The following is a 25,595-nucleotide window of genomic DNA, read 5'->3' on the forward strand; positions in this document are numbered from 1 at the left end:
ATCCGTATAAAATTATAGACGCAGACTAATTAGTGGGTTACTTTTTTTGGGGATAAAAAAATAATAGGAATGATACTGTGCTCAGGTTATATCGTAAGCCAAGTAAGGGGTTAATAGGAGTAGATATTAGTTCGACTTCTGTTAAGGTATTGGAACTTTCTGTTAAAAACAATCGGTATTGGGTGGAGAGCTATGCACTAGTCCCATTACCAGAAGGAAGTGTGGTCGAAAAAAATATATTGAATCCAGAAGCAGTTGGTGATGCCCTTGAGCGTGCGGTAAATTTGGCCAATGTTCAATCGACAGACGTAGCACTGGCAGTTCCGACGTCCATGGTGATTACTAAAATCATTGAAATGGATGCCGATATGAACGATGACGAACGTGAAATTCAGATTCGTGATGATGCTGAGCAATATATTCCATTCCCATTAGATGAAGCGAGTTTGGACTTTGAAGTCCTTCCAGACCGTTTAGCCAATCCTAATCGTGTCAATGTACTCCTCGTTGCAACCCGCATTGAAAATGTAGAGGCGCGATCCGAAGCATTGGAGTTAGGTGGTTTAACGCCTAAGATTGCCGATGTTGAAAGTTTCGCCATTGAAAATGCATTCAAAGTCTTTTCAGATACGCTTCCAATGGGTGTAAACACCGTTGGGATTCTGGACATCGGTCATACCATGACCACCTTATCTGTCATGCAAAATAATAAAGTCATTTATACCCGTGAACAGGTGTTCGGGGGTAAACAACTGACGCAAGAAATTCAAAATCGTTATGGTTTGTCTTTTGAAGAAGCTGGACGTGCCAAAAAAAGCCGTACCCTGCCTGACGACTATGATATTGAAGTCCTTGAACCTTTTCTTGAAGCTGTGGTGCAACAAGCAGCACGTTCTTTGCAGTTCTTCTTTTCGTCCTCTCAATTTAATGAGATCGACCATATTTTATTGGCAGGGGGGAATGCCAATATTCCAGGACTGGCGAAGTTATTACAACAAAAATTAGGTTATCGGGTCACCATTGCCAACCCATTTTTACAGATGGGCTTTTCTCCACAAATCGACATTAAAAAAATTGAAAATGATGCTTCATCACTCATGGTGGCATGTGGATTGGCATTGAGGAGTTTTGATTAATGGCAAAAATAAACCTACTCCCTTGGCGTGATGCGTTAAGAGAGAAACGAAAAAAAGAATTTATTGCCTATTGTGTTGGGGCTGCATTAGTTGGGGTTTTAGCTGTTGCTTTGGCTTGGTTCTTTTACAGTCAAAAACTGGAAGATCAAGAACAAGCCAATCAGTTGGTGGTGAGTACCAATCAAAACTTAGATGTCCAATTAAAGTCATTGGAAGGTCTGCAAGAGCAGCGCAATGCGATTGTTGAACGGATGAAGTTGATCCAAGGTTTGCAAGGTCAACGCCCTGTGGCTGTGCGTTTGGTCGATGAAATGGTACGTGTTACACCGAGTAATATGTACATTACTAAGTTTGTGCGTACAGGTGATAAATTTACCATTGAAGGGAAAGCGGAGAGCCCGAATACAGTTGCGGAATTCTTACGTAATCTAGAAGCATCGGCATGGTATCGCAATGCCTTTATGAATTCATTCTTGGTTGCTGAAGAGAAAAAAGATAAAGCACCAAGTTCCATTGTGCCGCGTGTTGAAGAGACCTATGGCACATTTGTGGTCACTGCAGATTTAGATGAGATTGCTCAGCCGACCGCGCCTGATGCGACCACACCTGAAGCAGCAAGTACAGTTAATAATTCAACAGCGGGGGCAGCACAATGAGTCGCGATGAATTTGAAGAATTAACATCAGAAAACCATGCTGTAACCAAGAAGAAAATGACGGTTGATAAGTTTTTTCAACAGTTCAATACCTTAGATCCAAATAACTACGGTAGTTGGCCCTTTTCAGTCAAATTGACTTGTTGGATCTTTATCATTTTAGTAATTGGGGCATTGGGTTATTTTGTCGTGATTAAGCCGAAACTTGATGCGATTTCAAATGCACATGCACAAGAACAAAATTTACTGAATGAGTTCCGTGAAAAAGATTCAAAATTACGTAACTTGCAGCAATATCAAGCGCAATTGCAAGAAATGGAAGCGAATTTCAATCAGCAGTTAGAACAGCTGCCGAAAGAAACCGAGATACCGGGTTTGGTTGAAGATATCAACGTGAGCGGCGTAAATTCTGGATTAAAGTTTAAAAATATTCGTTTAGAGCCAGAAATTCGCCAAGAATTCTTTATCGAACAGCCTATTTCCATTGAAGCGACCGGTGATTATCATTCCTTTGGTTCATTTGTCAGTGGGATTGCAGCTTTGCCGCGTATTGTGACCTTACATGACTTCGATATCTCAGCATCAAGTAACAATGAGAAAAAGACGGATATTCCGCAAATTTCATACAGTGTAAAAGCAAAAACCTACCGTTATGTCGGGGCGACGGCTACCACAGATGTTGATGTGAAAGATGCAAAGAATGATACGAAAGCCGATGCAGGAGGTGCCAAGTAATGAAATATCAAAATCTCATGCTTAGTCTCTGCGTAGGACTATTCCTTGTCGGTTGTGATTCTCGTATTGATGCGGTCAATATGCAAATGGCTGAAATTCGCAATCAGCCACCATTGCCGATTGAGCCAGCGCCAGATTTCCCACCTGTACCGACCTTTAACTATGCTGCGCACCAATTAAAGAGCCCGTTTATGCCAAGCTCGTTAGCGGCTGAACTGAAGATTATGGCTGGAAAGCGTGTCTATCCAAACCTATCTCGCCAATTACAACCCTTGGAAAGTTATGCGATTGAATCGCTTAACATGAAAGGCAGCATGCGCGGACAAAATGGACAAATTTTGGCGTTGATTCAAACACCAGATGGTGAAATTGAACGCGTGCAGCGTGGTAGTTATTTGGGGATGAATCATGGTCGTGTGATTAATATCACTGCCACACAAATTGATTTGATTGAAATTATTCCGGATGGGCGTGAGGGCTATGTCGAGCGCCCGAGAAGCCTAGTATTAATTGGGCCGGCGCCTTAAAAAAGGAAAAGGAATAAAAATGAAAAATAGTGCTAAAGATTTTATATTTGGGGATGGCAATACGATGAACCATATGTTCCGTCAGTTTTCAATGGGTGCAATTGCAATGGCGGTGATGCAGGCTGCAAGTGCGCAAGTCAGTATTACGAATATTGTGCCGATGCAAATTCCGGGACAGGGAACAGAAATTCGTGTCATGTTCAACGGTTTGCCACCACAGCCGCAAGCCTATCAGTTGGAACAGCCATCACGTTTGGTTTTGGATTTTGATAAAGCACAGCAGAGCTTAAAACAAGGCAGTATTGCGGTGGCAACGGCTGAAGCAAGTACAGTAGATGTAACTTCAGATGCGCAGCGTTCACGTTTAACTGTAAATTTGGCGGATGCAGGTGCATTTACTACACGTGTTGAAGGTAATACCTTTATTCTGAAAATTAACTCAGCGAATCCAGCGCTAGCAACACCTGTTGCTGCAGCGCGTTCAGAGCAAGGTATTTCAAATATTGGATTCCAACGTGGTTCAGACGGCGAAGGCCAAGTTGTCATTGATTTAAAAGGTAGCAATACCCCTGTCGATGTGAAACAACAAGGCAGTAAAATTGTGGTGCGTGTTTTGGGGAATAAAATTCCTGCCCACTTATCGCGCCGTCTCAATGTGAATGATTTCGCAACGCCTGTATCGACCATCGATGCACAAAACGATGGCAGTAACGGCCTGATAACGATCCAATCGAATGGTAGTTTTGAATATATGGCTTATCAGGCAGAAGATAAGCTCACCATTAGTTTAAAGCGTCCTGAAGATAAAAACCCAATGAAGCCTAAAGCACCAAGTGCTTATACAGGCAAAAAGATTTCTTTAGATTTCCAAGATATTGAAGTGCGCCGTGTATTACAGCTCTTGGCTGATTTTACAGGTATTAACATGGTGACTTCGGACACGGTACAAGGCAATATTACTTTACGCCTTAAAGATGTACCGTGGGATCAGGCGCTTGATATCATCATGAAAACTAAGAATTTGGATAAGCGACGCAATGGTAATGTGATTTGGATTGCACCTGTAGCTGAACTGATCAAATCTGAGGAAGATGAAGCGAAGGCGATTGCACAAAGTATTAAGCTTTCACCCATTCAAACCGATTACATTCAATTGAGTTATGCTAAATCGGCGGATGTACTGAAGTTGTTGGAGGACTCTCGAGACAGTAAAGGGAGTGAGTCTAACCGTACAGCGGGTTCAGATTCATTGGCTTTGGAAAGTTTATTGAGTGCTCGTGGTAGTGCAGTTTCTGATTCGCGTACCAATACGCTAATTATTAATGATACGCAGCAAAATATTGACAAGATTCGTCGCATGATTGACTTGCTGGATGTCGCAGTGAAACAGGTGATGGTCGAAGCCCGTATTGTCACAGCATCAACAGACTTTTCTCGCGAATTGGGGATTAAGTGGAGTGCGAAGAAGCTGAGCGGTAGCCCTGTGTGGGGTGGAGATTTCCAGCCAAGTTTTGATTTGGGTGTGGATTTAGCAACAAACACTGCTGGTACGTTTAACTTTGGTTTATTGAAAATTTCAGATTATATGTTGAACCTTGAGTTAAGTGCACTTCAAGCGGATGGTCATGGTGAAGTGTTATCTGCACCGAAAGTACTTACAGGCGATAAGCAAAAAGCTTATATTTTACGTGGTACAGAAATTCCTTATCAAACTTGGAGCGCGACAGAAGGCCTAAAAACTGAATTTCGTGCGGCTAACTTAAAATTAGAAGTGACGCCAAGCATTACCCCAGATGGTAAAGTTCAAATGTCACTCATGGTTGAAAAAGACTCGATTGGTGACATTACCAATGATGGTCTTGCGATTGATACCAGTGAATTACAAACTAATGTCTTAGTTGATGATGGTGAGACCGTCGTACTGGGGGGTATTTTTGATGATACGAAGCGTAATGACTATCAAAAAGTGCCATTCTTGGGTGATTTACCTGTGGTGGGTAACTTATTTAAGAATAATGTCAAAACTACCATACAAACTGAGTTATTGATTTTTGTGACACCACGAATTGTTAATGACAGTGTTTCAAGAAATCATTAATATATTTTCAATTTGAACAAATCTAAAAGGTGACTCCTTGCCAAGCAAAGAGTTTGAAACCCTACCAAATATTTATTTGGTAGGGCCTATGGGGGCTGGAAAAACAACGGTAGGACGACATTTAGCTGAACTGTTAGGGCGTGAGTTTCTTGATAGTGATCATGAGATTGAGCGTAAAACAGGGGCAACGATTCCATGGATCTTTGAAAAAGAGGGTGAACTTGGCTTTCGTAGTCGTGAAACAGTTGTGATTGATGAGTTAACCTCTCGACCCAACTTGGTCTTGGCCACAGGTGGTGGGGCGGTGACTCAGGCTCCAAATCGCGCATTTCTCAAACAACGGGGTATCGTTGTTTATCTTTATACTCCTGTAGAGATTCAACTACAGCGAACCTATCGTGATAAAAATCGTCCACTGCTTCAAGTGGAGAATCCTGAACAAAAGTTAACTGACTTACTCAGCGTTCGAGATCCTTTATATCGTGAAGTTGCCCATTATATTATCGAGACCAATCAAGGGGCTGCACGTGATCTTGCGCAGCGTATCTTAAACTTGATTCTTGTAAAGTAGTTTTGATTCAGTTTTGAAGTGATTTGATCCATGCAAACCTTATATGTTGAACTTGGCGAACGCCGTTACCCGATCTCTATTGGTAGTGATTTAGATCCGAAAGCTTTACTTGAGCCATATATTCATGGGCACCAAGTGATGATTGTGAGTAATGAAACGGTCGCACCTTTGTATTTAGCACGTTACGTGGCAGCAATTGAAGCGTTGGGAAAAACAGTTGCAACCTGTATTTTGCCCGATGGTGAAAAATATAAGAACATTGAGCACCTCAACCTGATTTTTGATGCATTGTTAGCGTCAGGCTTCAACCGTGATTGTACAGTTTTAGCTTTGGGTGGTGGTGTGATTGGGGATATGGCGGGCTTTGCTTCAGCATGCTTCCAGCGCGGAGTCTATTTTATTCAGGTGCCAACTACACTTCTTTCACAGGTTGATTCGAGTGTCGGTGGTAAAACAGGGATTAATCATCCGCTGGGTAAAAACATGATCGGGGCATTTCAACAACCGCAAGTGGTCTTGGCGGATATGTCTCAACTTAAAACGCTGCCACCACGTGAGTTATCCGCAGGTTTGGCAGAAGTGATTAAGTACGCACTCTTGGGAGATGCTGACTTTCTCACTTGGTTGGAACAATATATAGATGATTTGGTGCAGGGGGATGAAGCTGCATTGGCTGAAGCTGTGTATCGTTCTTGTGCCCATAAAGCACGTATTGTTGCCAATGATGAAAAAGAACAAGGCGAGCGTGCGTTATTGAATCTTGGGCATACTTTTGGACATGCGATTGAATCTTATCTAGGCTATGGTGAATGGCTCCATGGCGAAGCTGTGGCAACAGGTATGGTGATGGCAGCAGATTTATCGCAGCGTATGGGATGGATCAGTGCAGAAGATTTAGCGCGTACAAAAAATATCATTCAACGCGCGAATTTACCGATAGTATGTCCGCAGATTCCCCTCGATGACTTTTTGGCATATATGGCTCATGATAAAAAAGTCTTGAACGGGCAACTGCGTTTGGTTTTGATGCAAGCGGTAGGCCAAGCCATCATTACCAAAAAATTTGATGTAGAATTGATGAAACAGGCGATTTTAGCCAACCAAGAGCAGGCATAACGTTATTATGGCAACAACCCTTCGAACCCAGTGGCAGACAAAGCAAAATTATATTTGGCTTGCATTCGGAGGGGCATGCTTGTTTGGCGCTTTAGTCTTTTGGGCTATTACAGATCAAGAGGCTGTGGTTGAAGTTGAAAAAAAAGCTGAATCCGAAGTTGAGTTACAAATTCAGCCAGAAAAAGTCGCAACAACCGCCCATTTAGGCTCATTCCTCGATGAAGTAAAACCTTTGGAGATGACGACACGTGTTGTGGCCATTGCACAGCATGAAGCTGAATTCCGCGGTACCAAATTTATCCAGGAAAATAAAAAGAACAATACAATTGAACTGTTTAGAGTCTCAGAAGAAGCGATTATTAAGCGTTTTTTACAGAGGCAATCTGATCGTCAAGCTTTTAGTTACCTAAGGCTGACGGGTGAAAACCAAATTGAGCAATATGTGCTGATCTATGGCGTATATAAAAATGCCAATGAGGCGCAAAAGGCATTGGTTGATTTAAAACTGACGTTGCCGAAGTCGGTGCAACCCAAAGTTGAAAAAATTGAAAGTTATGCTGAATATGTCAATGATCTCGGTTCTGATGAGCTTGGACTTAGCAATAAGCTCTATGCTGTGCAGTTGAAACCAGCCGCTGTCCCCGTGATTGATGAAGCTACGCTTGCGGCACGTCAGCAAGCGGCACGTGCAGCAGTTGTACAAAATAAACAATCTACAACATCGACAACGGTTACTCGTCGTGATGCGGATGGAAATGTAGTTGATGTGCAAAAGTCACAAACGACTGTAGAGAATGCGCCACAAAATAAAACAAATGAACCTGAAGTGACCGACCCCTTTAATTAAAATTGGTTCATTATGGCGCATCAAAAAATGTAAATTCCATATATGCACAAAGATAGTGCAATAAATTGATTGTCTTCGAACTGAATTTTTACGTAAAAAGCACAAACCTAATAAAACTAAAGCGCTTAACACACAAAATAAATAATTGGCACAAAACTTGCTTTAATGGTGCATGAATTGAGTTGATGTCACTGTTTTGGCGCAAAAAAGATTCGATTTATGAGCGAAATAGTAGCGGCCAAGTGCCTTAAAAAAGTGCGTGACTGCTGCATACATTTTTTCAATTAAGACATGCATAAAGACGAAAATCAGTCTATCTTGGGTGTGAAGAAAAAATGCTGTACTTCAATCAGAATCTGAATATGAGTCAATTGAACGAATCGGCAAGAAGTAATTAGATTGTTAGACGCCCGACAGGGCCTGTAGAAAGAAGGGTACGCTATGCACATGCCATCGCCTAATACTGTAGCTCCCGCTCAAGGTTTATACCAACCGGATGAGTTTAAAGATAACTGTGGTTTTGGTTTAATCGCCCATATGCAGGGTGATGCAAGCCATGATCTTGTCAAGACTGCTATGCACAGTCTGAGCTGTATGACCCACCGCGGTGGTATTGCAGCAGATGGTAAGACAGGGGATGGTTGCGGTTTACTCTTAGCAATGCCAAAACAGTTTTTCCGCGAAGAAGCGAAAAAACTCAGTGATATTACACTCAGTGAAGTTTTTGCTGTCGGCACGGTGTTTTTAAGCCTCGATCCAGCAATTGCAGCACATGCAAAACAAATTCTAAGTAAAGAAATTGAATCTGAAGGTTGTCGAGTATTGGCGTGGCGTGTGATTCCGACCAATAACGATGCTTTGGGTTCGATTGCGATGCAGTCACTTCCTGCATTTGAACAAATTATTGTAAACTGCCCAATGGGTGTGTCTGAGGTTGAGTTTAACCGTAAACTTTTCTTGGCACGCCGCCGTGCAGAACAGCAGCTTAGCAATGACTCATCATTTTATGTAACCACATTATGTTCAACAGTGATTAGCTATAAAGGCTTGATGATGCCTGAAGCGATTGCTGATTTTTATACAGACTTGGCAGATCCACGTCTTGAGTCACATATTGTGGTGTTCCACCAACGTTTCTCGACCAATACTTTGCCGCGTTGGCCTTTGGCTCAGCCATTCCGTTATCTTGCACACAATGGTGAAATTAATACCATTACTGCGAACCGTAACTGGGCTATGGCGCGTACGCCAAAGTTTGAAAACCCATTATTGCCTGGTTTAACTGAGCTCAATCCAATCGTGAACCGTACTGGCTCGGATTCTTCAAGCTTAGATAACATGCTTGAAATTCTTGTGGGCGGCGGTATGGACTTGTTCCGTGCATTGCGTATGTTGGTTCCGCCAGCATGGCAGAACGTGGAAACTTTAGATGCCGATTTACGCGCATTCTATGAGTTTAACTCGAAGCATATGGAAGCGTGGGATGGTCCTGCAGGTCTCGTGATTCAAGATGGTCGTCATGCGATTTGTATGTTGGACCGTAATGGTTTACGTCCAGCACGTTGGGTGATTACCAAAAATGGTTACATCACACTGGCGTCTGAAATTGGTGTATGGGGCTACGAGCCTGAAGATGTGATTTCTAAAGGTCGTGTTGGTCCAGGTCAAATCCTAGTGATCGATACCTTTACAGGTAAAATGCTCGACACTAAAGATGTCAGCACGCATTTGAAAAAAATGCGTCCTTATCGTGAATGGTTACGTGAAAACTCGGTTCGTGTACAAGGTAGTCCAGAGCTTGAAGAATATTTATGTGATCAGGGCTTAAAAGGCGACGACCTTAAAGCATCACAAAAAATGTTTATGGTGACCTTTGAAGAGCGTGACCAATTGCTTCGTCCAATCGCTGAAAGTGGTCAGGAAGCAGTGGGTTCAATGGGTGATGATACGCCAATGGCAGTTTTGTCTCGCCAAGTACGTCATGTGTCGGACTACTTCCGTCAACAGTTTGCTCAGGTCACTAACCCACCAATCGACCCATTACGTGAATCGATTGTGATGTCATTGGAAACGTGTTTAGGTCGTGAGCAAAACGTTTTTGAACAAAGCCCTGAACATGCAGATCGTTTGATCATTTCAAGCCCAGTGTTGTCAAATTCGAAAATGCATCAAATCCGTACGTTGGGTCGTAAGGGTTATGAAATTGCAGATATCGATTTAAATTATGCGGAAGATGAAGGTCTAGAAACTGCAATTGCGCGTATTTGTGAAGAAGCAGCGCAGGCAGTTCGTGACGGCAAAACCTTATTGGTGTTGTCTGATAAGAAAATTCGTCAAGGTTTCTTGCCTGCCAATGCACTGATGGCAACGGGTGCTGTGCATCATTACCTGATGAATGTCGGTTTACGTACCGATGCTAACATTATTGTCGAAACTGCCTTAGCACGTGATCCGCACCAATTTGCGGTTATTCTCGGTTTTGGTGCAACTGCGATTTATCCATACCTTGCTTATGACGTGATCAATGATTTGATTGCAAAAGGTGAATTGCTGGGTGATCCAATCCAAGCGCAAGTGAATTTCCGTAAAGGCATTGAAAAAGGCTTATTGAAAGTCCTTTCAAAAATGGGGATCTCTACGGTTGCATCTTACCGTGGCGGCCAACTGTTTGAAGCCGTGGGTCTGTCTGAAGAAGTGGTTCAAAAATGCTTCACTGGTGTGCCAAGTCGTATTAAAGGGGCAACCTTTGCCGATCTTGAAAAAGATCAGAAGAAATTGGCTGAAAATGCATGGAAATCACGTAAACCAATCGATCAAGGTGGTTTACTGAAATTTGTCTTCGACAAGGAATACCATGCATTCAACCCAGACGTGATCAATGCTTTGCATAAATCAGTACGTTCTGGTCAATATGCAGACTTTAAAGAATATGCTGAACTGGTAAATAATCGTCCGGTAGCAACGATTCGTGACCTATTAAAGTTAAAAACAGACAACTCGATTGCTCTAGATCAAGTGGAATCTGTAGAAGCGATTTTACCGCGCTTTGACTCTGCAGGCATGTCTTTGGGGGCATTGTCTCCAGAAGCACACGAAGCGATTGCCATTGCGATGAACACCATTGGTGGTCGTTCAAACTCGGGTGAGGGCGGTGAAGATCCAGCGCGTTATGGCACCATTCGTAACTCGAAAATCAAACAGATTGCATCAGGTCGTTTTGGTGTAACACCTGCGTATTTAACCTCTGCTGAAGTCTTGCAGATTAAAGTGGCACAAGGGGCTAAACCAGGAGAAGGTGGTCAATTACCTGGGGGTAAAGTGAATGGCTTAATTGCACGTTTACGTTACTCAGTACCGGGCGTGACTTTAATTTCACCACCGCCACACCATGACATTTACTCGATTGAAGATTTATCACAACTGATCTTTGACTTAAAACAAGTCAATCCTCAAGCGATGGTCTCAGTGAAACTGGTGTCTGAGCCGGGTGTAGGTACCATTGCTGCAGGTGTGGCAAAAGCCTATGCCGACTTCATTACCATTTCAGGTTATGACGGTGGTACAGCAGCCTCTCCATTGTCTTCAATTCACCACGCAGGTTCACCGTGGGAGTTGGGTCTTTCTGAAGCGCATCAAGCACTTCGTGTCAATGACCTGCGCGGTAAAGTTCGTGTTCAAACCGACGGCGGTTTGAAAACAGGTCTAGATGTGGTGAAAGCAGCCATTTTAGGTGCGGAAAGCTTTGGCTTTGGTTCGACACCAATGATTGCTTTGGGTTGTAAATACCTGCGTATTTGTCACCTGAATAACTGTGCAACGGGTGTAGCAACGCAACAAGATCATTTACGCCAAGAACATTATATTGGCGAGCCACAAATGCTCATCAATTTCTTCACCTTCATTGCTGAAGAAACACGTGAGTGGTTGGCAGCGTTGGGTGTTTCGAGCTTAAAAGACTTGATTGGTCGTACAGATTTGCTTGAAATGCTTCCAGGTGAAACGGAGAAACATGCGCACCTTGATTTGAGTGCATTACTGGAGTCACATCCTTCTGCGCAAGGTAAGGCACAGTACTGTGAAGTTGAAGGTAACGCACCGTTTGATAAAGGCTTGCTTGCTGAGAAAATGGTGGCTGAAATGCTACCAGCAATTGAAGCTGGGACCACAGGTGAATATCACTTCACTATTGGTAACTGTGACCGTTCAATTGGTGCACGTATTTCAGGTGAGATTGCGCGTCGTTATGGCAACCTCAGCATGGAAGCACATCCAGTGAAGATGAACTTGGTGGGTACTGCGGGTCAATCCCTCGGTGTATGGAACGCAGGTGGTCTTCATATTAAACTTGAAGGTGATGCGAACGACTACGTGGGTAAAGGTATGGCGGGTGGTCGCGTATCGATCTTCCCTCCAAAAGGTTCGCCTTTCCAAACCCAAGAAACTGCGATTATTGGTAACACTTGTTTATACGGTGCAACGGGCGGTAAATTGTTCGCGGCAGGTACAGCAGGTGAGCGCTTTGCAGTACGTAACTCGGGTGCTTTCGCTGTAATTGAAGGTGCGGGCGATCACTGCTGTGAATATATGACGGGTGGTATTGTGACTGTGCTGGGTAAAGTGGGTCATAACTTCGGTGCAGGGATGACAGGTGGTTTCGCCTACGTTCTTGATTTGGATAATGACTTCGTTGATCATTACAACCACGAACTGATTGAGCTGAATCGTATTTCAACTGAATCGATGGAAGAACATAAAGAGTTCTTAAGCCGAATCTTGGATGAACACATTGCAGAAACTGGTAGTGCTTGGGCATACAAGATCCGTAATGAGTTTGACTTCTACAGTCGTAAATTCTGGTTGGTAAAACCGAAAGCAGCCAATTTACAGACCTTGTTGAAAACCACTCAAGCTGATCCACAATAATTCCACTACTGCTGATACATAGGCAGGTGCAGACGATAGATAAACGGGCTGCACCTACCCACGGAGAGAGACATGGCAGAGCGCCTAAACAATGACTTTCAATTTCTGGATGTAGCACGCCAAGATCCAGAGAAAAAAGAGATTCATGTCCGCAAAGCAGAGTTTGTGGAAATTTATAAACCTTTTACAGCGGAAGTGGCAGCAAATCAGACCCACCGCTGTTTAGAGTGTGGTAACCCATATTGTGAATGGAAATGTCCAGTACATAACTATATTCCAAACTGGTTAAAGTTGATTGCTGAAGGCCGTATTTTCCAAGCAGCAGAGCTGTGTCACCAAACCAACACACTGCCAGAAGTATGTGGTCGTGTTTGTCCACAAGACCGTTTATGTGAAGGGGCTTGTACTTTAAACGATGGTTTTGGTGCAGTAACGATTGGTAATGCTGAAAAATACATCAATGACACCGCGTTTGCACTGGGCTGGCGTCCAGATATGTCTTCAGTAAAGTGGACAGATAAAAAAGTCGCGATTATTGGTGCGGGCCCTGCGGGTCTAGGCTGTGCTGATATTTTGGTACGTGGTGGGGTGAAACCTGTTGTATTCGACAAACGCCCTGAAATTGGTGGTCTACTGACCTTTGGTATTCCAGAATTTAAAATGGAAAAAGATGTAATGAAGCGTCGCCGTGAAATCTTCACGGGCATGGGCGTGGAGTTCCGTTTAAATACTGAAATTGGTACAGATGTCACCATCGATCAACTGCTTACTGAATATGATGCGGTGTTCATGGGTATGGGTACTTATACCTACATGAAAGGTGGCTTCGCAGGTGAAGACCTTAATGGTGTTTATGATGCCTTGGATTTCTTGATTGCCAATGTTAATCGTACTCAAGGCTGGGAAAAAGACCCAAGTGAGTACATCAGTGTTGAAGGCAAAAAGGTGATTGTTCTTGGCGGTGGTGACACTGCAATGGACTGTAACCGTACTTCGATTCGTCAGGGTGCAGAAGTAGTGAGCTGTGCATACCGTCGTGACGAAGAAAACATGCCGGGTTCACGTCGTGAAGTGCAAAATGCCAAAGAAGAAGGTGTGAACTTCTTGTTTAACCGTCAACCGATTGAAATCGTCGGTGAAAATGGCAAAGTCACGGGCGTGAAAGTGGTTACGACTCAACTTGGCGAGCCTGATAGCCGTGGTCGTCGCAGTCCAGAACCAATTCCAGGTTCAGAAGAAATTTTACCTGCAGATGCGGTGTTATTGGCTTTTGGTTTCCGTACCAGCCCTGCGGAGTGGTTTACAAATGTGAATATTAACCTTGATGGTTCAGGTCGTGTGGTTGCGGCTGAACAGCAAACCTATAAATTCCAAACCTCAAACCCGAAAATCTTTGCGGGTGGTGATATGGTTCGTGGTTCAGACCTTGTTGTCACAGCGATTTGGGAAGGCCGTCAAGCAGCTGAAGGTATTTTGGATTATTTAGACATTTAATCTGAATCGTTCAACACAAAAACCCGCTCCGGCGGGTTTTTTTATGATCACTATTTGCCTGAAATGATATGAAAGGGGTGGTTCGGGATAAATCGAAAGAGATCAGGTGGTGAGTCAGATAAAAATGGACGAATTTGCAAACGTACTAAGCATTTTTGCCATATGTGAACGGCCTCTAAATTTAGATACTGAAGATCGCTCGGTTAGATGTTAGGAAATGGACATGACTCAAGTGACGACAGAAAAATTATATCAATATCGTCCAAAAGCTCAGGGTATTACAATTCGACGTTTGCAATTCAACCCTAAAGCCATTCGCCGGCATTATTTTGCCAATTCACCAGTCATGTCGCATTTGCTAACGGCATTGTCTTCGACTTTTCCCATCGGTGAACAGTTTTTTGTGCATAGCGTGCGCAATGTACGTGACCAAGTGAAGGATGAAAATCTGCAAGCGCAGATTGCGGCATTTATTGGTCAAGAGGCGATGCATTCTCAAGCACACACGGCCTTTAATGCTGCATGGCGCCGTGATGATTATAATCTCGACCGTTTTCAGGCGTGGTTGGCGCGTAAAGATGATTATGTGAAAAACCTGCATCCTAAAATTCAGCTCGCAATCACCTGTGCTTTTGAGCATTTTACGGCACTTCTAGGCGGCTATATCTTAAGACATCCTGAGGTGCTGAGCACCTTGGATGATGATGCAGTGAAACTCTGGGTCTGGCATGCCATTGAAGAAATTGAGCATCGCGCGGTTGCGTTTGATGTTTATCAAGCTGTCTATGGTGATGACAAGATTCGTCGTTTAATCATGCGCAGTGTAACAACAGGTTTCGCCAGTTTAACTTTTTATTCGGCCAGCCGTTTATTTTTACAAGACCGTAAGAAGAGTATACCGAAATTGGGCGGGAATCTTTTTGGATTGTATTTAGTGGCGAAGATGTTTGTGCAATTGCTGCCTGAATATCTGTCCTATTACAAAAGCAACTTTCATCCCTCAGATATTGATTACAGCCAACTGCTGAAATATTGGAAAACCCGTTTGGCAGAAGACTATCAACTAGACGGTTTTCAGCAGGAATTGCATGCGGTTGTGGTAGTTTAAGTATAAAAATGAATAATCAAAACCGAGTCAAAATCACTCGGTTTTTTCACTTTTAGATGCTTTAACTAAAAGCAACAAAAGGATAATCAAATGTGTTTACAATCAAGTTATTGCAATAAATACAAAAGAAAGAGGATAGCTGAATGAATTTTATGAAAAAAACTGCTGTCGTTGTTGCCCTTGCGAGCACGTTAACGCTATCGGGCTGTGGTTATAATACCTTACAGGTCAAAGATGAGGCAGTTACAGCTGCGTGGTCGGAAGTACAAAACCAATATCAGCGCCGCGCAGATTTGGTGCCGAACTTGGTTAATGTAGTGAAAGGATATGCTAAACATGAAGAGCAAGTCCTAACCGAAGTTACACAGGCACGTGCCAATGTCGCGGGTTTAAAAGTCGATAAAGAAGTATTAGAAGACCCTGCATTATTCCAAAAATATCAAGAAGCGCAGGCGCAAATGACAGGTGCATTGTCACGTTTAATTGCGGTCTCAGAAAACTATCCAGACTTAAAAGCCAATGAACAATTCCGTGATTTGCAGGTTCAGCTCGAAGGTACCGAAAACCGCATTGCTGTGGCGCGTAATCGCTACATTAGCACTGTACAAGACTTTAATTCCTATGCACGTCAGTTCCCACAAGTCATGACTGCGAAGGTGATTGGGATGGACACCAAACCAAACTTTAGTGCAGAGCAAAGCGCGCAAAAAGCACCAACGGTGTCATTTAACTAGCTGTGACTTACAGTAATCGCAACCATAGGGTGAATGAATGATAGTACAGCAGCAGTTCTTACGGTTTTCGTATAAATGGGTGGTTGCATTCATTTTATCAGGACTGCTGTGTCTAAGTTCGTTAACATGGGCAGAGGTTGCTACAGCAACAGATGATGCTGCTGAAACAGTTATCGCTGGAAAAATTATTCAAGGTCAGCAAGCGGAGAGTTCCAATAATGTAAGCTCGACGAATACTGATATCGTGCCACAACCACCTATTGCTAATGATATGGCAGAAGGTGAATCTATACGGGTGTTACCAACCTTAAATGAACCAGTGATCGATCAAGCACATATTTTAAGTGCTGAAGATAAGCAAGCCATTGGCCAAAAAATCCGTGCCTTGCATGACACAGGAAAAGCCCAAATAGGCATGGTGATTGTCCCGACCACAGGTCAAGAGGATATTTTTGGTTTTGCCATGCGTATTGCAGACCAATGGCAGCTCGGTTCAGCAAAGCAGGACAACGGTTTACTGATAGCAATTGCCGTTAATGACCGGCGTATGCAGATTCTTACGGGTTATGGTTTGGAAGGAGTCATTCCTGACATTATTGCGAATCGCATTATTAACCAACAAATCACACCGTATTTTAAGCAAGCTCAGTATGCTCAAGGGATCAATGCGGGGCTTTCTGAAATTGAACGGATTTTAAATCTTGATCCTGAAGTTGCAGCCCAAGCGGCGCAAGAACTACAAGAACGCCAAGACCAAGCTATTCGAGAGCAGGAAGCTAAAAGTAAAACGTTTAGTACTGCTTTATTTATCTTAATTGCTGGCGCAATTGGCTCATTTGTGGTGGGGAAGCGTTTAAGTGCCTCGACGGCTGCAATTGCAGGAACCGTGGCAGGCTTGGTCAATGGAGCTGGTTTAGTCACCAGTTTGCTGATTGGTGGTGGGATTTTCCTTTTACTCATCACGACCTTAGCCCAAATGATATTTCAGCTCTTTCTCTCTTCTGGCGGTGGAGGTGGGCGCGGGGGGCGTGGCGGCGGAGGTTTTGGTGGAGGTGGATATAGTGGCGGGGGCGGCGGCTTCGGCGGTGGAGGAGCATCAGGGTCATGGTAACAACAACTGAAACGACGGACATAGTCACTAAACCAAAGCTAGATGAAGTCGTACATCCTAGTTTTAAACGTTGGCTAAAGCATTTATTACATATGCCAGCGAGTAAACGCTTTTTTAATCAGCAAGATCAGCATGCGATTGCGCAAGCGGTAGCTGCTGCTGAACATGGGCACATTGGGGAAATTCAGGTAGTAATCGAAGGGCATATGCCTGGACGAGAAGCCTATTATTTAGATACGCGTGGACGTGCAAAACAGCTTTTCGCTGAGCTGGGTGTCTGGGATACAGAGTTGAATAGTGGGATTTTGCTTTACTTAAATTTGTGTGAACGCAAAGTCGAGATTGTCATTGACCGTGGGATACAGCAAGCCACCACACAGCAGGTATGGAATGAGGTCTGTCAGAGCATTATTGAAAAAATGGCACAGCGAGAGTATCGGCTGGCTTTAACCGACGGTGTTACACAAATCGGGACTATTTTGGATCAATTTTATGCCAATAAAATAGAAGATAAAGCTGATGAATTGAGCAATTCTCCAATTATGTTGAACTAGAAAGAGGTAAACTGACAATATTTGTCATTTTTTTACATAAAAATACAATGCTCAAAAATAAATTTTTAAATAGTGAAATAAAGTGCTGTTTTTTATTTGAAAATAAATATAATAAAAGTTGGCATAATACATGCTAATTACAAAGTAGCTTAAAAAGCTTATAAAAAATTAACAAAACATTTGTGGAGAATGTTATGAACGCTCAAAAGGGTTTCACTCTTATTGAATTAATGATTGTCGTTGCGATTATCGGTATCCTTGCTGCGATTGCGATTCCTCAGTATCAGAATTATATTGCTCGCTCGCAAGTAACACGTGTCATGGGTGAAGCAGGTAATATGAAAACTGCGGTAGACAATTGTTTGTTGAATGGTAAATTAACACTTGGTGCAGCTGGTAGTGAATGTCAATTAGATGCAACTGGTTCGAACCTTCAGACAGGTGCTAAACAAGATGGCTCTGCAGCAGTTGCAACTGGGACGGGGGTAGCTCAGGTTACATCACCATTGTCTACCGCAGCAGCGAATACAATTGTTGCTACATTTGGTAATGGTGCAGCAGGTGATTTGCAGACGGCATCTCAAAATACGTTAACTTGGACACGTGCTGTAGATGGTACATGGACTTGTGGAACAACTGTATTAGCAAAGTATCGTCCAGCTTCTTGCCCATAATTTAGGGTTAGTAGAATAAAACCAGCTATTAAGCTGGTTTTATTTTTTATAATATCATTAATGTTAAGTGATAAAATATTTAAGGTTAGTATGTCTAAGCGATTAAATTTTTTTTTAGTACATTTGTTGTGCTCTATTGTTATAGCCTTTTTATTGCTTATTTGGGTATTTAATGTATGGTATCCATATCCGCTAGCTAAGGCTTTGGGGGTAATAGATATAATAATATTATTATTGATAGTGGATATTATTATTGGCCCAATGTTATGTTTTATTGTGTATAAAACAGAAAAGAAAACACTGAAATTTGATTTGATGGTAGTAATTTTTTTTCAAATTTTAGCATTCTCGGTTGGTGTTTATAATTTGTCGGAAGGTAGGCCTGTTTGGATTGTATATAATCAAGGTAATATGGATCTAGTTCAAAGGGTTGAGATTATTACAGATGATATGAAATATGCTTTGCCTGTTTTTCAAACGATACCAATGTTTGGGCCCGAAATTGCTGCAGTTAAAACTCTAGGGTTTAATAATGAAAGTGCAGAAAAAGCAAAAAGTATTTCATTTATTCAGCAACCAGAAAAATATATACTAATTAACAAAGAGGCTATGAATATTAAAAAAAATATACATAAAATTTCTGAATTATATAAAACAAATGAAAAGCAAAAAGTTGATAATTTGCTCTTAAAGCATGCTGATGTACAGGGGTGGCTTCCTTTAAGGGCTACAACAAAAAATATGGTTGTATTGCTAAATATTGATAATCTTAAAATAATATCTATAGTGGATTTAAGGTATTAGGAAATGTGTTATTTAGGTATATTTTATTCCCGAAAGATATAAGTAGCTGAACATTTGGGTTTGTTTTTGCTTAATTAAAAATTAAGGGATATGCATTAGTTGAATTAATGAAGGTTATATTGATTATTGGAATGCTTGCAGCTATCGTGACTCCTGTATTCTAGTATTATATTTCAAAATCACAAATTGTAGCGGTTATTGCTGAGTTAAATGGTGTTAAGCTATAAAATGAGCTTATTGTTAATGGCGCTCAGCTTCTGGTAGTAACATTTTACTTTCGCGAGAAATCGGTCAAATATTTGTATATATTGTTAAATCACCAGATAGTACAGGAAGTGCTAATGAAGCATTGGCTTGTGTTGTGAATTATAAAATATAAGCCCAAACTTAAATGGGCAATATATTTACTTAATTTAATTGGAGATAAACAAAAGGATTGGTAATGTAGTACTTCTTCTAGAATTGGCGTTGGCTATAAACGATCTAGGTCTATTAAAAAATAACTCTGTAAATTAATTGTAAAAACTGCATTTACGAGTTTTCATAAATAAAAAATTTAAATCTGACTCTGAATATAATTTTCTACACCCACAGTTGTAATTAAATCGAGCTGTGTCGTCGTCCAGTCTAACCACTCTTCTTCTTTCTCTAAAATTTCTTGCACGAGGTCACGAGTGACATAGTCCAATTGTTCTTCGGCAAGCTTAACAGCGGCTTGAATGGATTCAATGTTTTCTTTGGTTTTACGGACATCACAGTTTAGGACTTCAACAGTATGTTGACCGATGTAAAGTTTACCCAAGTGTTGTAGATTCGGCAGACCTTCTAAAAAAAGAATACGTTCAATGATTTTGTCGGCATGCTTCATTTGACGGATGGACTCTTTATATTCAGCGGAACCGATTTGTTCAATCCCCCAGTCATTAAACATACGAGAGTGTAGGAAATTTTGGTTAATGGCAGTTAAATGATGATAAAGCACCTGATTTAACTGATTAATTACATCACGATTGCCTTTCATGAGAGAGCTCCATTCAAACTGCGGCTTAAAAATAATATCAATAACTTATGAGAAATATCTTAAACAACAAAGTGGTTTTTGGCGAGTAATTTATAGAACAGCAAATGAAAATCGCAATCAAAAGCATGCGGGATGAAAAATTTATTTTTAGAAATTAAAGAAAACCCGCTTAGAGTCATAAGCGGGGGAGGAGCTACTCATAAAGAGTAAATTTATAATTATGGTTATGGTTATTCTAAAAAACGAATCAAATACCTAGGCAGCAATGGCTAAGCGTGAGGCAATAGCAGACACTTCAGCGCTGATGATTGAGCGTGCTTCTGGTGCACAGCGACCACAGCATGTTCCGAGATCTAGCATCTCGCGAACTTCGCGATAACTGCCCGCACCATTTTCAACAGCATCTTTAATATCTTGATCTGTAATACCACGGCATAAGCACACGTACATTTCAGCAAGCCACATGAAAGAAATAAGATAAGTGATATTATTGATAATTGTTATCGTTTGTCAATAAAAATCATTTGAAATCTCATTTGTCTTTATTGGAGTTTTGGATAAAAAAAAGTCACTCAATCGGTGGCTTTTTCTTAAAAAATATAACTTATTGATTAATAATCACAATGCCATCCATTTCCACCAATGCATTTTTGGGTAGGCTTGCCACACCGAGCGCTGCGCGTGCAGGGTAAGGTTGTGCAAAATATTCACCCATAATTTGGTTGACCAACTGGAAGTTTGAAAGATCGGTTAAGAAAATATTCAGCTTAGCGATATCGGCCAGTGTTCCACCAGCAGCTTCGCAGACGGCTTTTAAATTATCAAACACACGGCGAATTTGTGCTTCAATGCCTTCAACCAATTCCATACTGTATGGGTCTAAACCGATCTGACCAGAAAGGTAAAGTGTATTGCCGACTAAGATTGCTTGCGAATAAGTGCCGATCGCAGCAGGGGCATTTTCAGTATGAATTACTTGGCGGGACATCGTGTTCTCCTATTATATTCACCATCAATCATAGCCTAGATTGGTATTAAAAGGTGCTGATTTAAACAATTAACTCGCAATCGATGTTTCCGTAATGCTCACTGGTTGAGCTAGTCGACTGATACGCGGGAAGCCAAAATGCATGCGTAGATCGCGAATGATTTTTGCAATTTGCTTACGGTTGTGTACCACAACATTGACATAAGTCTTATCGTCTTGATTACGCACCATTTCGACCCCGATTTTTTCTTTACGACATTGATAAATCAGGTCGGAAATTTGTTCGTCATCCATGGCCATGTTAATCAATAAATATGCAGTGAAACTAATTTCTTCTTCGTTTTCATTAGTCCATTGCAGGGGCATGATGTTTTCAGGATGCAGATGTTGTTCATGCAGCAGATTGTGACAACGCGCACGATGCACAATCAGACCGCGGCGTGATAAATGTCCTTGAATTGGATCACCCAACACGGGGTTACAGCAATGTGCGTATTTGACATCGACTCCTTCAGTACCTTGAATGAGTCGGTCAGATTCTTGTGCACTTTGGTCATGCGCAAACAAATGATTCGCGACCAATTGCGGCAGTAAATCGCCCACGGCAATTTGCTCAAATAATTGATCTTTATTTTCGATATGTCGCCATTGTAAAAGTTCTAACCAATCTGATTCGGTTAAATCTTTAATGGATACATTAAATAGCTTTAAAGCGCGATTTAAAGCTTGCTGTCCAACGAGGCGTTGTTCTTCGATATCTTGCTCACGCAGTATATTTTGTAAGGCACGACGGGCTTTTTGCGTATTGACGAAGCTGAGCCAATCCGGGTTTGGGGTGGCCAAGACATCAGTAATAATTTCAATCACCTGACCACTGTGCAATGGCGTAGAAAGTGGTTTAGTTTCCCCATTGATTTTCGCACCTACCGCATGGTTCCCTAAAAATAAGCTGGCAGAGTAGGCAAAATCGACTACCGTTGCCCCTTGTGGTAATTCGTGTAGATGACCTTGTGGGGTATACACCCAAATTTTCTCTTGGTGTAAATAATCGAGTAATTCACTAAAAGTGGTTTTAGCACAGGCACCATCGATCAAGACATTCAAGTTCTGCATCGAGGCTTGAATCGCAGAGCGGCAAGCTTGCGGAGCACTGTCGCCCAGTACCACACCAAAACGCGCAGCTTTACGCATCAGTTCGGTTTGAATAGTTACTGATAAGGTTGTATTTTCACCTTTTAAACGCAGTAGCAGCGATTGGTTACCACCTGGGAGTGGTTTACGAATATGGTCTGCAAAATGTAAAACTTGAAAACTCTCTCGCAACACATCGGCTAAGCGGTCACAGTCAGCAATGCTGTTTAGAATAATTTCAAAGGCGTGACTATGCGTAAGTTCATGTAGATCAATGTCATTTTTTACAAAGTGTCGTAACAGTTCGATATTATTATTTTTCTTTTTAATTCGACCTGAAATTTGATGGGTTTTTAATAGCTCAGTAAGATTATTTTCCCATTTGCTTTGATATTCACAGCGTTTGGGTTTGGTTTGCAGGAGGGCTTCTTGGACATTGTTATACATGTCGAGATCAAGGTTTTGATAACACAGATGTTCGAGGTTATCGCCCATCTCATTCATGCCAACAATACGTGCCATTGGGACAAAAATATCAAAGGTTTCTTGGGCAATACGCGCACGCTTATCGGGGCGTAGTGCATCCAAGGTGGTCATGTTGTGATAGCGGTCAGCCAGTTTAATAATAATGACACGTGGGTCTTGTAGTGTGGCTTGCAGAATTTTTCGGAAAGAAGCGGCTTTGTTATATTCTTTATCGCTGGATTGGCTGAGTTTGGTGACGCCATCGACCAGTTCGGCGACGGTTTTGCCAAATTTTTCTGCAATATCTTCTTTGCTAAAGTCTGTGTCTTCAATGACATCATGTAAAAGTGCCGCCATCAGGGTTTCGGCATCTAGACGCATATGCGCTAAAATACAACTCACCGCAATGGGGTGCAAAATATAGGGTTCGCCACTTTTACGGGTAATACCATCATGGGCAATATCCGCATAATCACAGGCCGCAAGCACTCGCTCGACGTCGCTTTCAGTTAAGTAAGCATCGATAATAGTTTTGAGCTGTTGTTTAGCTTGGCTGACCATTGGGCCTGGCATAAAACACCTTTAAGACGTAGCAATTACAAGAAAATTTTACTGATCCTCTAATGAAAAACATATTGCATGAGTTGTCAAATTTTTCATTGAGAGAAAAGCAAAAAGATACACCTAAACCACGATGAATCCTATCTTCTAGTTATAACGTGTATTGCAAAAATATAAAAGTTATCCAATAAAAAAGCCTAGTTAAAAACTAGGCTTTTAAGCGATAAATTTTTCTTATTGGAAAGAAAAACCATCTAAATTCAAATTGTTTGCAGAAAGTGCAAGATCAAGACTCGAAGTTTGGTAGTCTTGCTCACGTTGTTTCAAAATATCTTTAGAAACATGACCGATTGCGATTTCACGTAATGCAACAACAGTCGGTTTGTCATTGTCCCACTCAACAGTAGGTTCAATGCCTTGACGTGCCAATTGACGCGCGCGTTTGCTTGCCACTAGTACAAGCTCAAAGCGGTTGTCTACATGGTCTAAACAATCTTCAACGGTTACGCGTGCCATAAGAGTTCTCGTTACAAAGGCTAAAATTAAACAGACTGTGCAGTATAAGGTGCTTTGTCTGTAGACTCAAGTTTTAATCACTTTTCAACAGGGGTGATCAGCTCAGAAATCATTTTCTGATGACGACTCGCTTGCTGTGTAATGACTAAACGATTGGCAATAATCACAGACTCAAGATCGTGCAAAGCTTTATTAAAGTCATCATTAATAATTACATAGTCGAAGTTAACATATTGTTGCATGTCTTCAACTGCACAGCCTAAACGACGCTCAATCACTTCAACCGAGTCTGTGCCACGGTTAGACAGACGTTGACGTAGATCAAACTGGCTTGGTGGTAAAATGAAAATTTGTTTAGAGTCAGGAAAAAGCTTACGAACTTGCTGTGCGCCTTGCCAGTCAATTTCCAGTAGGACATCATGACCTTTCGCCAGTTGTTCTTTTACTGTAGCTTGAGCTGTACCGTAGTAATTACCAAAGACTTCGGCGTATTCAATAAAACCACCTTGTTCAACCAAGGCTAAAAATGAGTCTTTTTCGGTAAAATGGTAATGTACACCATCAAGTTCGCCGGGACGTTGCCCACGTGTAGTATGAGAAACAGAAACGTGAAGATTCGTTACACGATCGAGGAGGGCTTTTACGAGGGATGTTTTGCCTGTTCCTGAAGCTGCAGAAACGACAAACAAGAGACCCGACATGATATTTTTCCTGATATGATAAAATATCTTCTCTATTTTAGAGCAGACAAGGTTTAAACGAAATAGCAAGGCGTCACTTTGTTTGTATTTATTTTATTAGTTTCCGCTGATTGAAAAGTGGTATCGAGGAACATATGGAAATTGTATTGGCCAATCCACGTGGTTTTTGTGCAGGTGTTGACCGTGCGATTGCCATCGTAAATCGTGCGCTTGAGTGTTTTAATCCGCCTATTTATGTACGACATGAAGTGGTGCACAATAAATTTGTTGTAGACGATTTACGTCAACGTGGCGCAATTTTTGTCGATGAATTGGATGAAGTACCCGATGACAATATTGTGATTTTTAGTGCGCATGGGGTTTCTAAAGCGGTACAGATCGAAGCCGAACGTCGTGGTTTAAAAGTTTTTGATGCAACCTGTCCATTGGTGACCAAGGTTCATATTGAAGTCACTAAATATGCCCGCGAGGGGGTTGAGGCCATCTTAATTGGTCATGAAGGCCACCCTGAAGTTGAAGGTACCATGGGGCAATATGACCTGAAAAATGGTGGTGCGATTTATTTGGTTGAAGATGAGCAAGACGTGGCTGAGCTTCAAGTGCATCATCCTGAGCGCGTGGCTTTTGTTACTCAAACCACCTTATCGATCGACGATACTGCAAAAGTGATTGATGCGTTACGCGCGAAATTTCCTGAGATTCAAGGGCCGCGTAAAGATGACATTTGCTATGCGACTCAAAACCGTCAAGATGCGGTGCGTGATTTAGCAACCCAATGTGATGTGGTGTTGGTGGTCGGTTCACCAAACTCGTCAAACTCAAACCGCCTACGTGAATTGGCCGAGCGAATGGGTAAAGCAGCGTATTTGGTCGATAATGCAGATGAGCTTCAACAAGCGTGGTTTGAAAATATCGCCAAGGTTGGCGTCACAGCGGGTGCTTCTGCACCTGAAATTTTAATTAAGCAAGTGATCCAGCGTTTACAAGATTGGGGTGCAACACCACCACAAGAGCTTGCTGGAACGGAAGAAAATATTACCTTTAGTTTGCCAAAAGAGTTACGTATTGCGGTAACTCAAGCCTAAAAGGTGGATTGGTTAACATTCTAATTTTATTGAAAAATTG

Annotated in this window: 24 protein-coding genes; 18 read left to right on the forward strand and 6 right to left on the reverse strand. The window is 41.9% G+C overall.

Annotated elements, in window-relative coordinates; translation table 11 throughout:
* The first annotated feature begins 77 nt into the window (after positions 1-77).
* The 17 genes from RR876_RS07270 to RR876_RS07350 all read left to right on the forward strand — a co-directional run bounded on the left by RR876_RS07270 (position 78) and on the right by RR876_RS07350 (position 19,251).
* On the forward strand, positions 78-1,136 hold the full coding sequence (locus tag RR876_RS07270; RefSeq protein ID WP_058870420.1) for a pilus assembly protein PilM: 1,059 nt from the start codon (positions 78-80) through the stop codon (positions 1,134-1,136).
* Entirely contained in the window at positions 1,136-1,792 is a 657-nt protein-coding gene (locus tag RR876_RS07275) for a PilN domain-containing protein (RefSeq protein ID WP_332476388.1), read from the forward strand. Before RR876_RS07270 ends, RR876_RS07275 begins: the two co-directional genes overlap by 1 nt.
* Complete coding sequence (locus tag RR876_RS07280; RefSeq protein ID WP_130235305.1) at positions 1,789-2,526, forward strand: type 4a pilus biogenesis protein PilO; 738 nt, start codon at positions 1,789-1,791, stop codon at positions 2,524-2,526. The genes RR876_RS07275 and RR876_RS07280 overlap by 4 nt, the downstream gene beginning before the upstream one ends.
* A complete protein-coding gene (locus tag RR876_RS07285) occupies positions 2,526-3,053 on the forward strand; it encodes a pilus assembly protein PilP (protein ID WP_094148569.1) in 528 nt (175 codons plus the stop codon). The genes RR876_RS07280 and RR876_RS07285 overlap by 1 nt, the downstream gene beginning before the upstream one ends.
* Before the next feature lie 19 nt (positions 3,054-3,072).
* Complete coding sequence (locus RR876_RS07290) at positions 3,073-5,151, forward strand: type IV pilus secretin PilQ family protein (RefSeq protein WP_332476389.1); 2,079 nt, start codon at positions 3,073-3,075, stop codon at positions 5,149-5,151.
* A gap of 37 nt (positions 5,152-5,188) precedes the next feature.
* The gene (gene aroK, locus RR876_RS07295; protein ID WP_062032260.1) at positions 5,189-5,722 is read left to right on the forward strand and encodes a shikimate kinase AroK; all 534 of its coding nucleotides are present in this window, start codon (positions 5,189-5,191) and stop codon (positions 5,720-5,722) included.
* Between the two features lie 30 nt (positions 5,723-5,752).
* Positions 5,753-6,838 (forward strand): 3-dehydroquinate synthase, encoded by a 1,086-nt coding sequence (gene aroB / locus RR876_RS07300; protein ID WP_332476390.1) that lies wholly within the window; start codon positions 5,753-5,755, stop codon positions 6,836-6,838.
* A 7-nt stretch (positions 6,839-6,845) separates the two neighbouring features.
* On the forward strand, positions 6,846-7,685 hold the full coding sequence (locus RR876_RS07305) for a hypothetical protein (RefSeq protein WP_332476391.1): 840 nt from the start codon (positions 6,846-6,848) through the stop codon (positions 7,683-7,685).
* 447 nt (positions 7,686-8,132) lie between these two features.
* On the forward strand, positions 8,133-12,608 hold the full coding sequence (gene gltB / locus RR876_RS07310) for a glutamate synthase large subunit (RefSeq protein WP_332476392.1): 4,476 nt from the start codon (positions 8,133-8,135) through the stop codon (positions 12,606-12,608).
* Positions 12,609-12,680: 72 nt separating this feature from the next.
* A complete protein-coding gene (locus RR876_RS07315; RefSeq protein ID WP_332476393.1) occupies positions 12,681-14,102 on the forward strand; it encodes an FAD-dependent oxidoreductase in 1,422 nt (473 codons plus the stop codon).
* 223 nt (positions 14,103-14,325) lie between these two features.
* Positions 14,326-15,210 (forward strand): metal-dependent hydrolase, encoded by an 885-nt coding sequence (locus tag RR876_RS07320; RefSeq protein ID WP_332476394.1) that lies wholly within the window; start codon positions 14,326-14,328, stop codon positions 15,208-15,210.
* A gap of 143 nt (positions 15,211-15,353) precedes the next feature.
* On the forward strand, positions 15,354-15,944 hold the full coding sequence (locus RR876_RS07325) for a LemA family protein (protein WP_094148562.1): 591 nt from the start codon (positions 15,354-15,356) through the stop codon (positions 15,942-15,944).
* Positions 15,945-15,981: 37 nt separating this feature from the next.
* Positions 15,982-17,055, forward strand: coding sequence for a TPM domain-containing protein (locus RR876_RS07330; RefSeq protein ID WP_332476395.1), 1,074 nt, complete (start codon positions 15,982-15,984; stop codon positions 17,053-17,055).
* A complete protein-coding gene (locus RR876_RS07335) occupies positions 17,049-17,609 on the forward strand; it encodes a TPM domain-containing protein (protein WP_332476396.1) in 561 nt (186 codons plus the stop codon). The genes RR876_RS07330 and RR876_RS07335 overlap by 7 nt, the downstream gene beginning before the upstream one ends.
* Before the next feature lie 194 nt (positions 17,610-17,803).
* Entirely contained in the window at positions 17,804-18,283 is a 480-nt protein-coding gene (locus RR876_RS07340) for a pilin (protein WP_332476397.1), read from the forward strand.
* A 90-nt stretch (positions 18,284-18,373) separates the two neighbouring features.
* Positions 18,374-19,087, forward strand: a complete 714-nt coding sequence (gene tfpZ, locus RR876_RS07345; RefSeq protein ID WP_332476398.1) for a TfpX/TfpZ family type IV pilin accessory protein — start codon at positions 18,374-18,376, stop codon at positions 19,085-19,087.
* An 80-nt stretch (positions 19,088-19,167) separates the two neighbouring features.
* Positions 19,168-19,251, forward strand: a complete 84-nt coding sequence (locus tag RR876_RS07350; protein WP_332476483.1) for a prepilin-type N-terminal cleavage/methylation domain-containing protein — start codon at positions 19,168-19,170, stop codon at positions 19,249-19,251.
* A gap of 392 nt (positions 19,252-19,643) precedes the next feature.
* On the opposite strand, the gene bfr is transcribed toward RR876_RS07350, so the two are convergent.
* The 6 genes from bfr to gmk all read right to left on the reverse strand — a co-directional run bounded on the left by bfr (position 19,644) and on the right by gmk (position 24,470).
* Complete coding sequence (gene bfr, locus RR876_RS07355) at positions 19,644-20,108, reverse strand: bacterioferritin (protein ID WP_332476399.1); 465 nt, start codon at positions 20,106-20,108, stop codon at positions 19,644-19,646.
* Positions 20,109-20,363: 255 nt separating this feature from the next.
* Positions 20,364-20,558 (reverse strand): bacterioferritin-associated ferredoxin, encoded by a 195-nt coding sequence (locus RR876_RS07360; RefSeq protein ID WP_010327639.1) that lies wholly within the window; start codon positions 20,556-20,558, stop codon positions 20,364-20,366.
* A gap of 154 nt (positions 20,559-20,712) precedes the next feature.
* The gene (locus RR876_RS07365; protein WP_004691470.1) at positions 20,713-21,096 is read right to left on the reverse strand and encodes a RidA family protein; all 384 of its coding nucleotides are present in this window, start codon (positions 21,094-21,096) and stop codon (positions 20,713-20,715) included.
* Between the two features lie 69 nt (positions 21,097-21,165).
* Positions 21,166-23,265 (reverse strand): HD domain-containing protein, encoded by a 2,100-nt coding sequence (locus RR876_RS07370; protein ID WP_184117986.1) that lies wholly within the window; start codon positions 23,263-23,265, stop codon positions 21,166-21,168.
* Positions 23,266-23,487: 222 nt separating this feature from the next.
* The gene (gene rpoZ, locus RR876_RS07375) at positions 23,488-23,769 is read right to left on the reverse strand and encodes a DNA-directed RNA polymerase subunit omega (RefSeq protein ID WP_004978050.1); all 282 of its coding nucleotides are present in this window, start codon (positions 23,767-23,769) and stop codon (positions 23,488-23,490) included.
* A 77-nt stretch (positions 23,770-23,846) separates the two neighbouring features.
* Complete coding sequence (gene gmk, locus RR876_RS07380) at positions 23,847-24,470, reverse strand: guanylate kinase (protein ID WP_005401338.1); 624 nt, start codon at positions 24,468-24,470, stop codon at positions 23,847-23,849.
* 134 nt (positions 24,471-24,604) lie between these two features.
* Between gmk and ispH the strand changes: the two genes are divergently transcribed.
* On the forward strand, positions 24,605-25,555 hold the full coding sequence (ispH, locus tag RR876_RS07385) for a 4-hydroxy-3-methylbut-2-enyl diphosphate reductase (RefSeq protein WP_004978047.1): 951 nt from the start codon (positions 24,605-24,607) through the stop codon (positions 25,553-25,555).
* Positions 25,556-25,595 lie beyond the last annotated feature (40 nt).

Source organism: Acinetobacter sp., from assembly GCF_036666595.1.
GTDB lineage: Bacteria > Pseudomonadota > Gammaproteobacteria > Pseudomonadales > Moraxellaceae > Acinetobacter.

Coding starts and splice junctions, on each gene's coding strand:
- ispH (WP_004978047.1), top strand. CDS start 24,605: ATGGAAATTGTATTGGCCAATCCACGTGGTTTTTGTGCAGGTGTTGAC.
- RR876_RS07335 (WP_332476396.1), top strand. CDS start 17,049: ATGGTAACAACAACTGAAACGACGGACATAGTCACTAAACCAAAGCTA.
- RR876_RS07365 (WP_004691470.1), bottom strand. CDS start 21,096: ATGTCCCGCCAAGTAATTCATACTGAAAATGCCCCTGCTGCGATCGGC.
- gmk (WP_005401338.1), bottom strand. CDS start 24,470: ATGTCGGGTCTCTTGTTTGTCGTTTCTGCAGCTTCAGGAACAGGCAAA.
- RR876_RS07340 (WP_332476397.1), top strand. CDS start 17,804: ATGAACGCTCAAAAGGGTTTCACTCTTATTGAATTAATGATTGTCGTT.
- gltB (WP_332476392.1), top strand. CDS start 8,133: ATGCCATCGCCTAATACTGTAGCTCCCGCTCAAGGTTTATACCAACCG.
- tfpZ (WP_332476398.1), top strand. CDS start 18,374: ATGTCTAAGCGATTAAATTTTTTTTTAGTACATTTGTTGTGCTCTATT.
- RR876_RS07280 (WP_130235305.1), top strand. CDS start 1,789: ATGAGTCGCGATGAATTTGAAGAATTAACATCAGAAAACCATGCTGTA.
- bfr (WP_332476399.1), bottom strand. CDS start 20,108: ATGAAAGGCAATCGTGATGTAATTAATCAGTTAAATCAGGTGCTTTAT.
- RR876_RS07370 (WP_184117986.1), bottom strand. CDS start 23,265: ATGCCAGGCCCAATGGTCAGCCAAGCTAAACAACAGCTCAAAACTATT.
- aroB (WP_332476390.1), top strand. CDS start 5,753: ATGCAAACCTTATATGTTGAACTTGGCGAACGCCGTTACCCGATCTCT.
- RR876_RS07360 (WP_010327639.1), bottom strand. CDS start 20,558: ATGTACGTGTGCTTATGCCGTGGTATTACAGATCAAGATATTAAAGAT.
- RR876_RS07275 (WP_332476388.1), top strand. CDS start 1,136: ATGGCAAAAATAAACCTACTCCCTTGGCGTGATGCGTTAAGAGAGAAA.
- rpoZ (WP_004978050.1), bottom strand. CDS start 23,769: ATGGCACGCGTAACCGTTGAAGATTGTTTAGACCATGTAGACAACCGC.
- RR876_RS07285 (WP_094148569.1), top strand. CDS start 2,526: ATGAAATATCAAAATCTCATGCTTAGTCTCTGCGTAGGACTATTCCTT.
- RR876_RS07290 (WP_332476389.1), top strand. CDS start 3,073: ATGAAAAATAGTGCTAAAGATTTTATATTTGGGGATGGCAATACGATG.
- RR876_RS07325 (WP_094148562.1), top strand. CDS start 15,354: ATGAATTTTATGAAAAAAACTGCTGTCGTTGTTGCCCTTGCGAGCACG.
- RR876_RS07330 (WP_332476395.1), top strand. CDS start 15,982: ATGATAGTACAGCAGCAGTTCTTACGGTTTTCGTATAAATGGGTGGTT.
- RR876_RS07320 (WP_332476394.1), top strand. CDS start 14,326: ATGACTCAAGTGACGACAGAAAAATTATATCAATATCGTCCAAAAGCT.
- RR876_RS07315 (WP_332476393.1), top strand. CDS start 12,681: ATGGCAGAGCGCCTAAACAATGACTTTCAATTTCTGGATGTAGCACGC.
- RR876_RS07305 (WP_332476391.1), top strand. CDS start 6,846: ATGGCAACAACCCTTCGAACCCAGTGGCAGACAAAGCAAAATTATATT.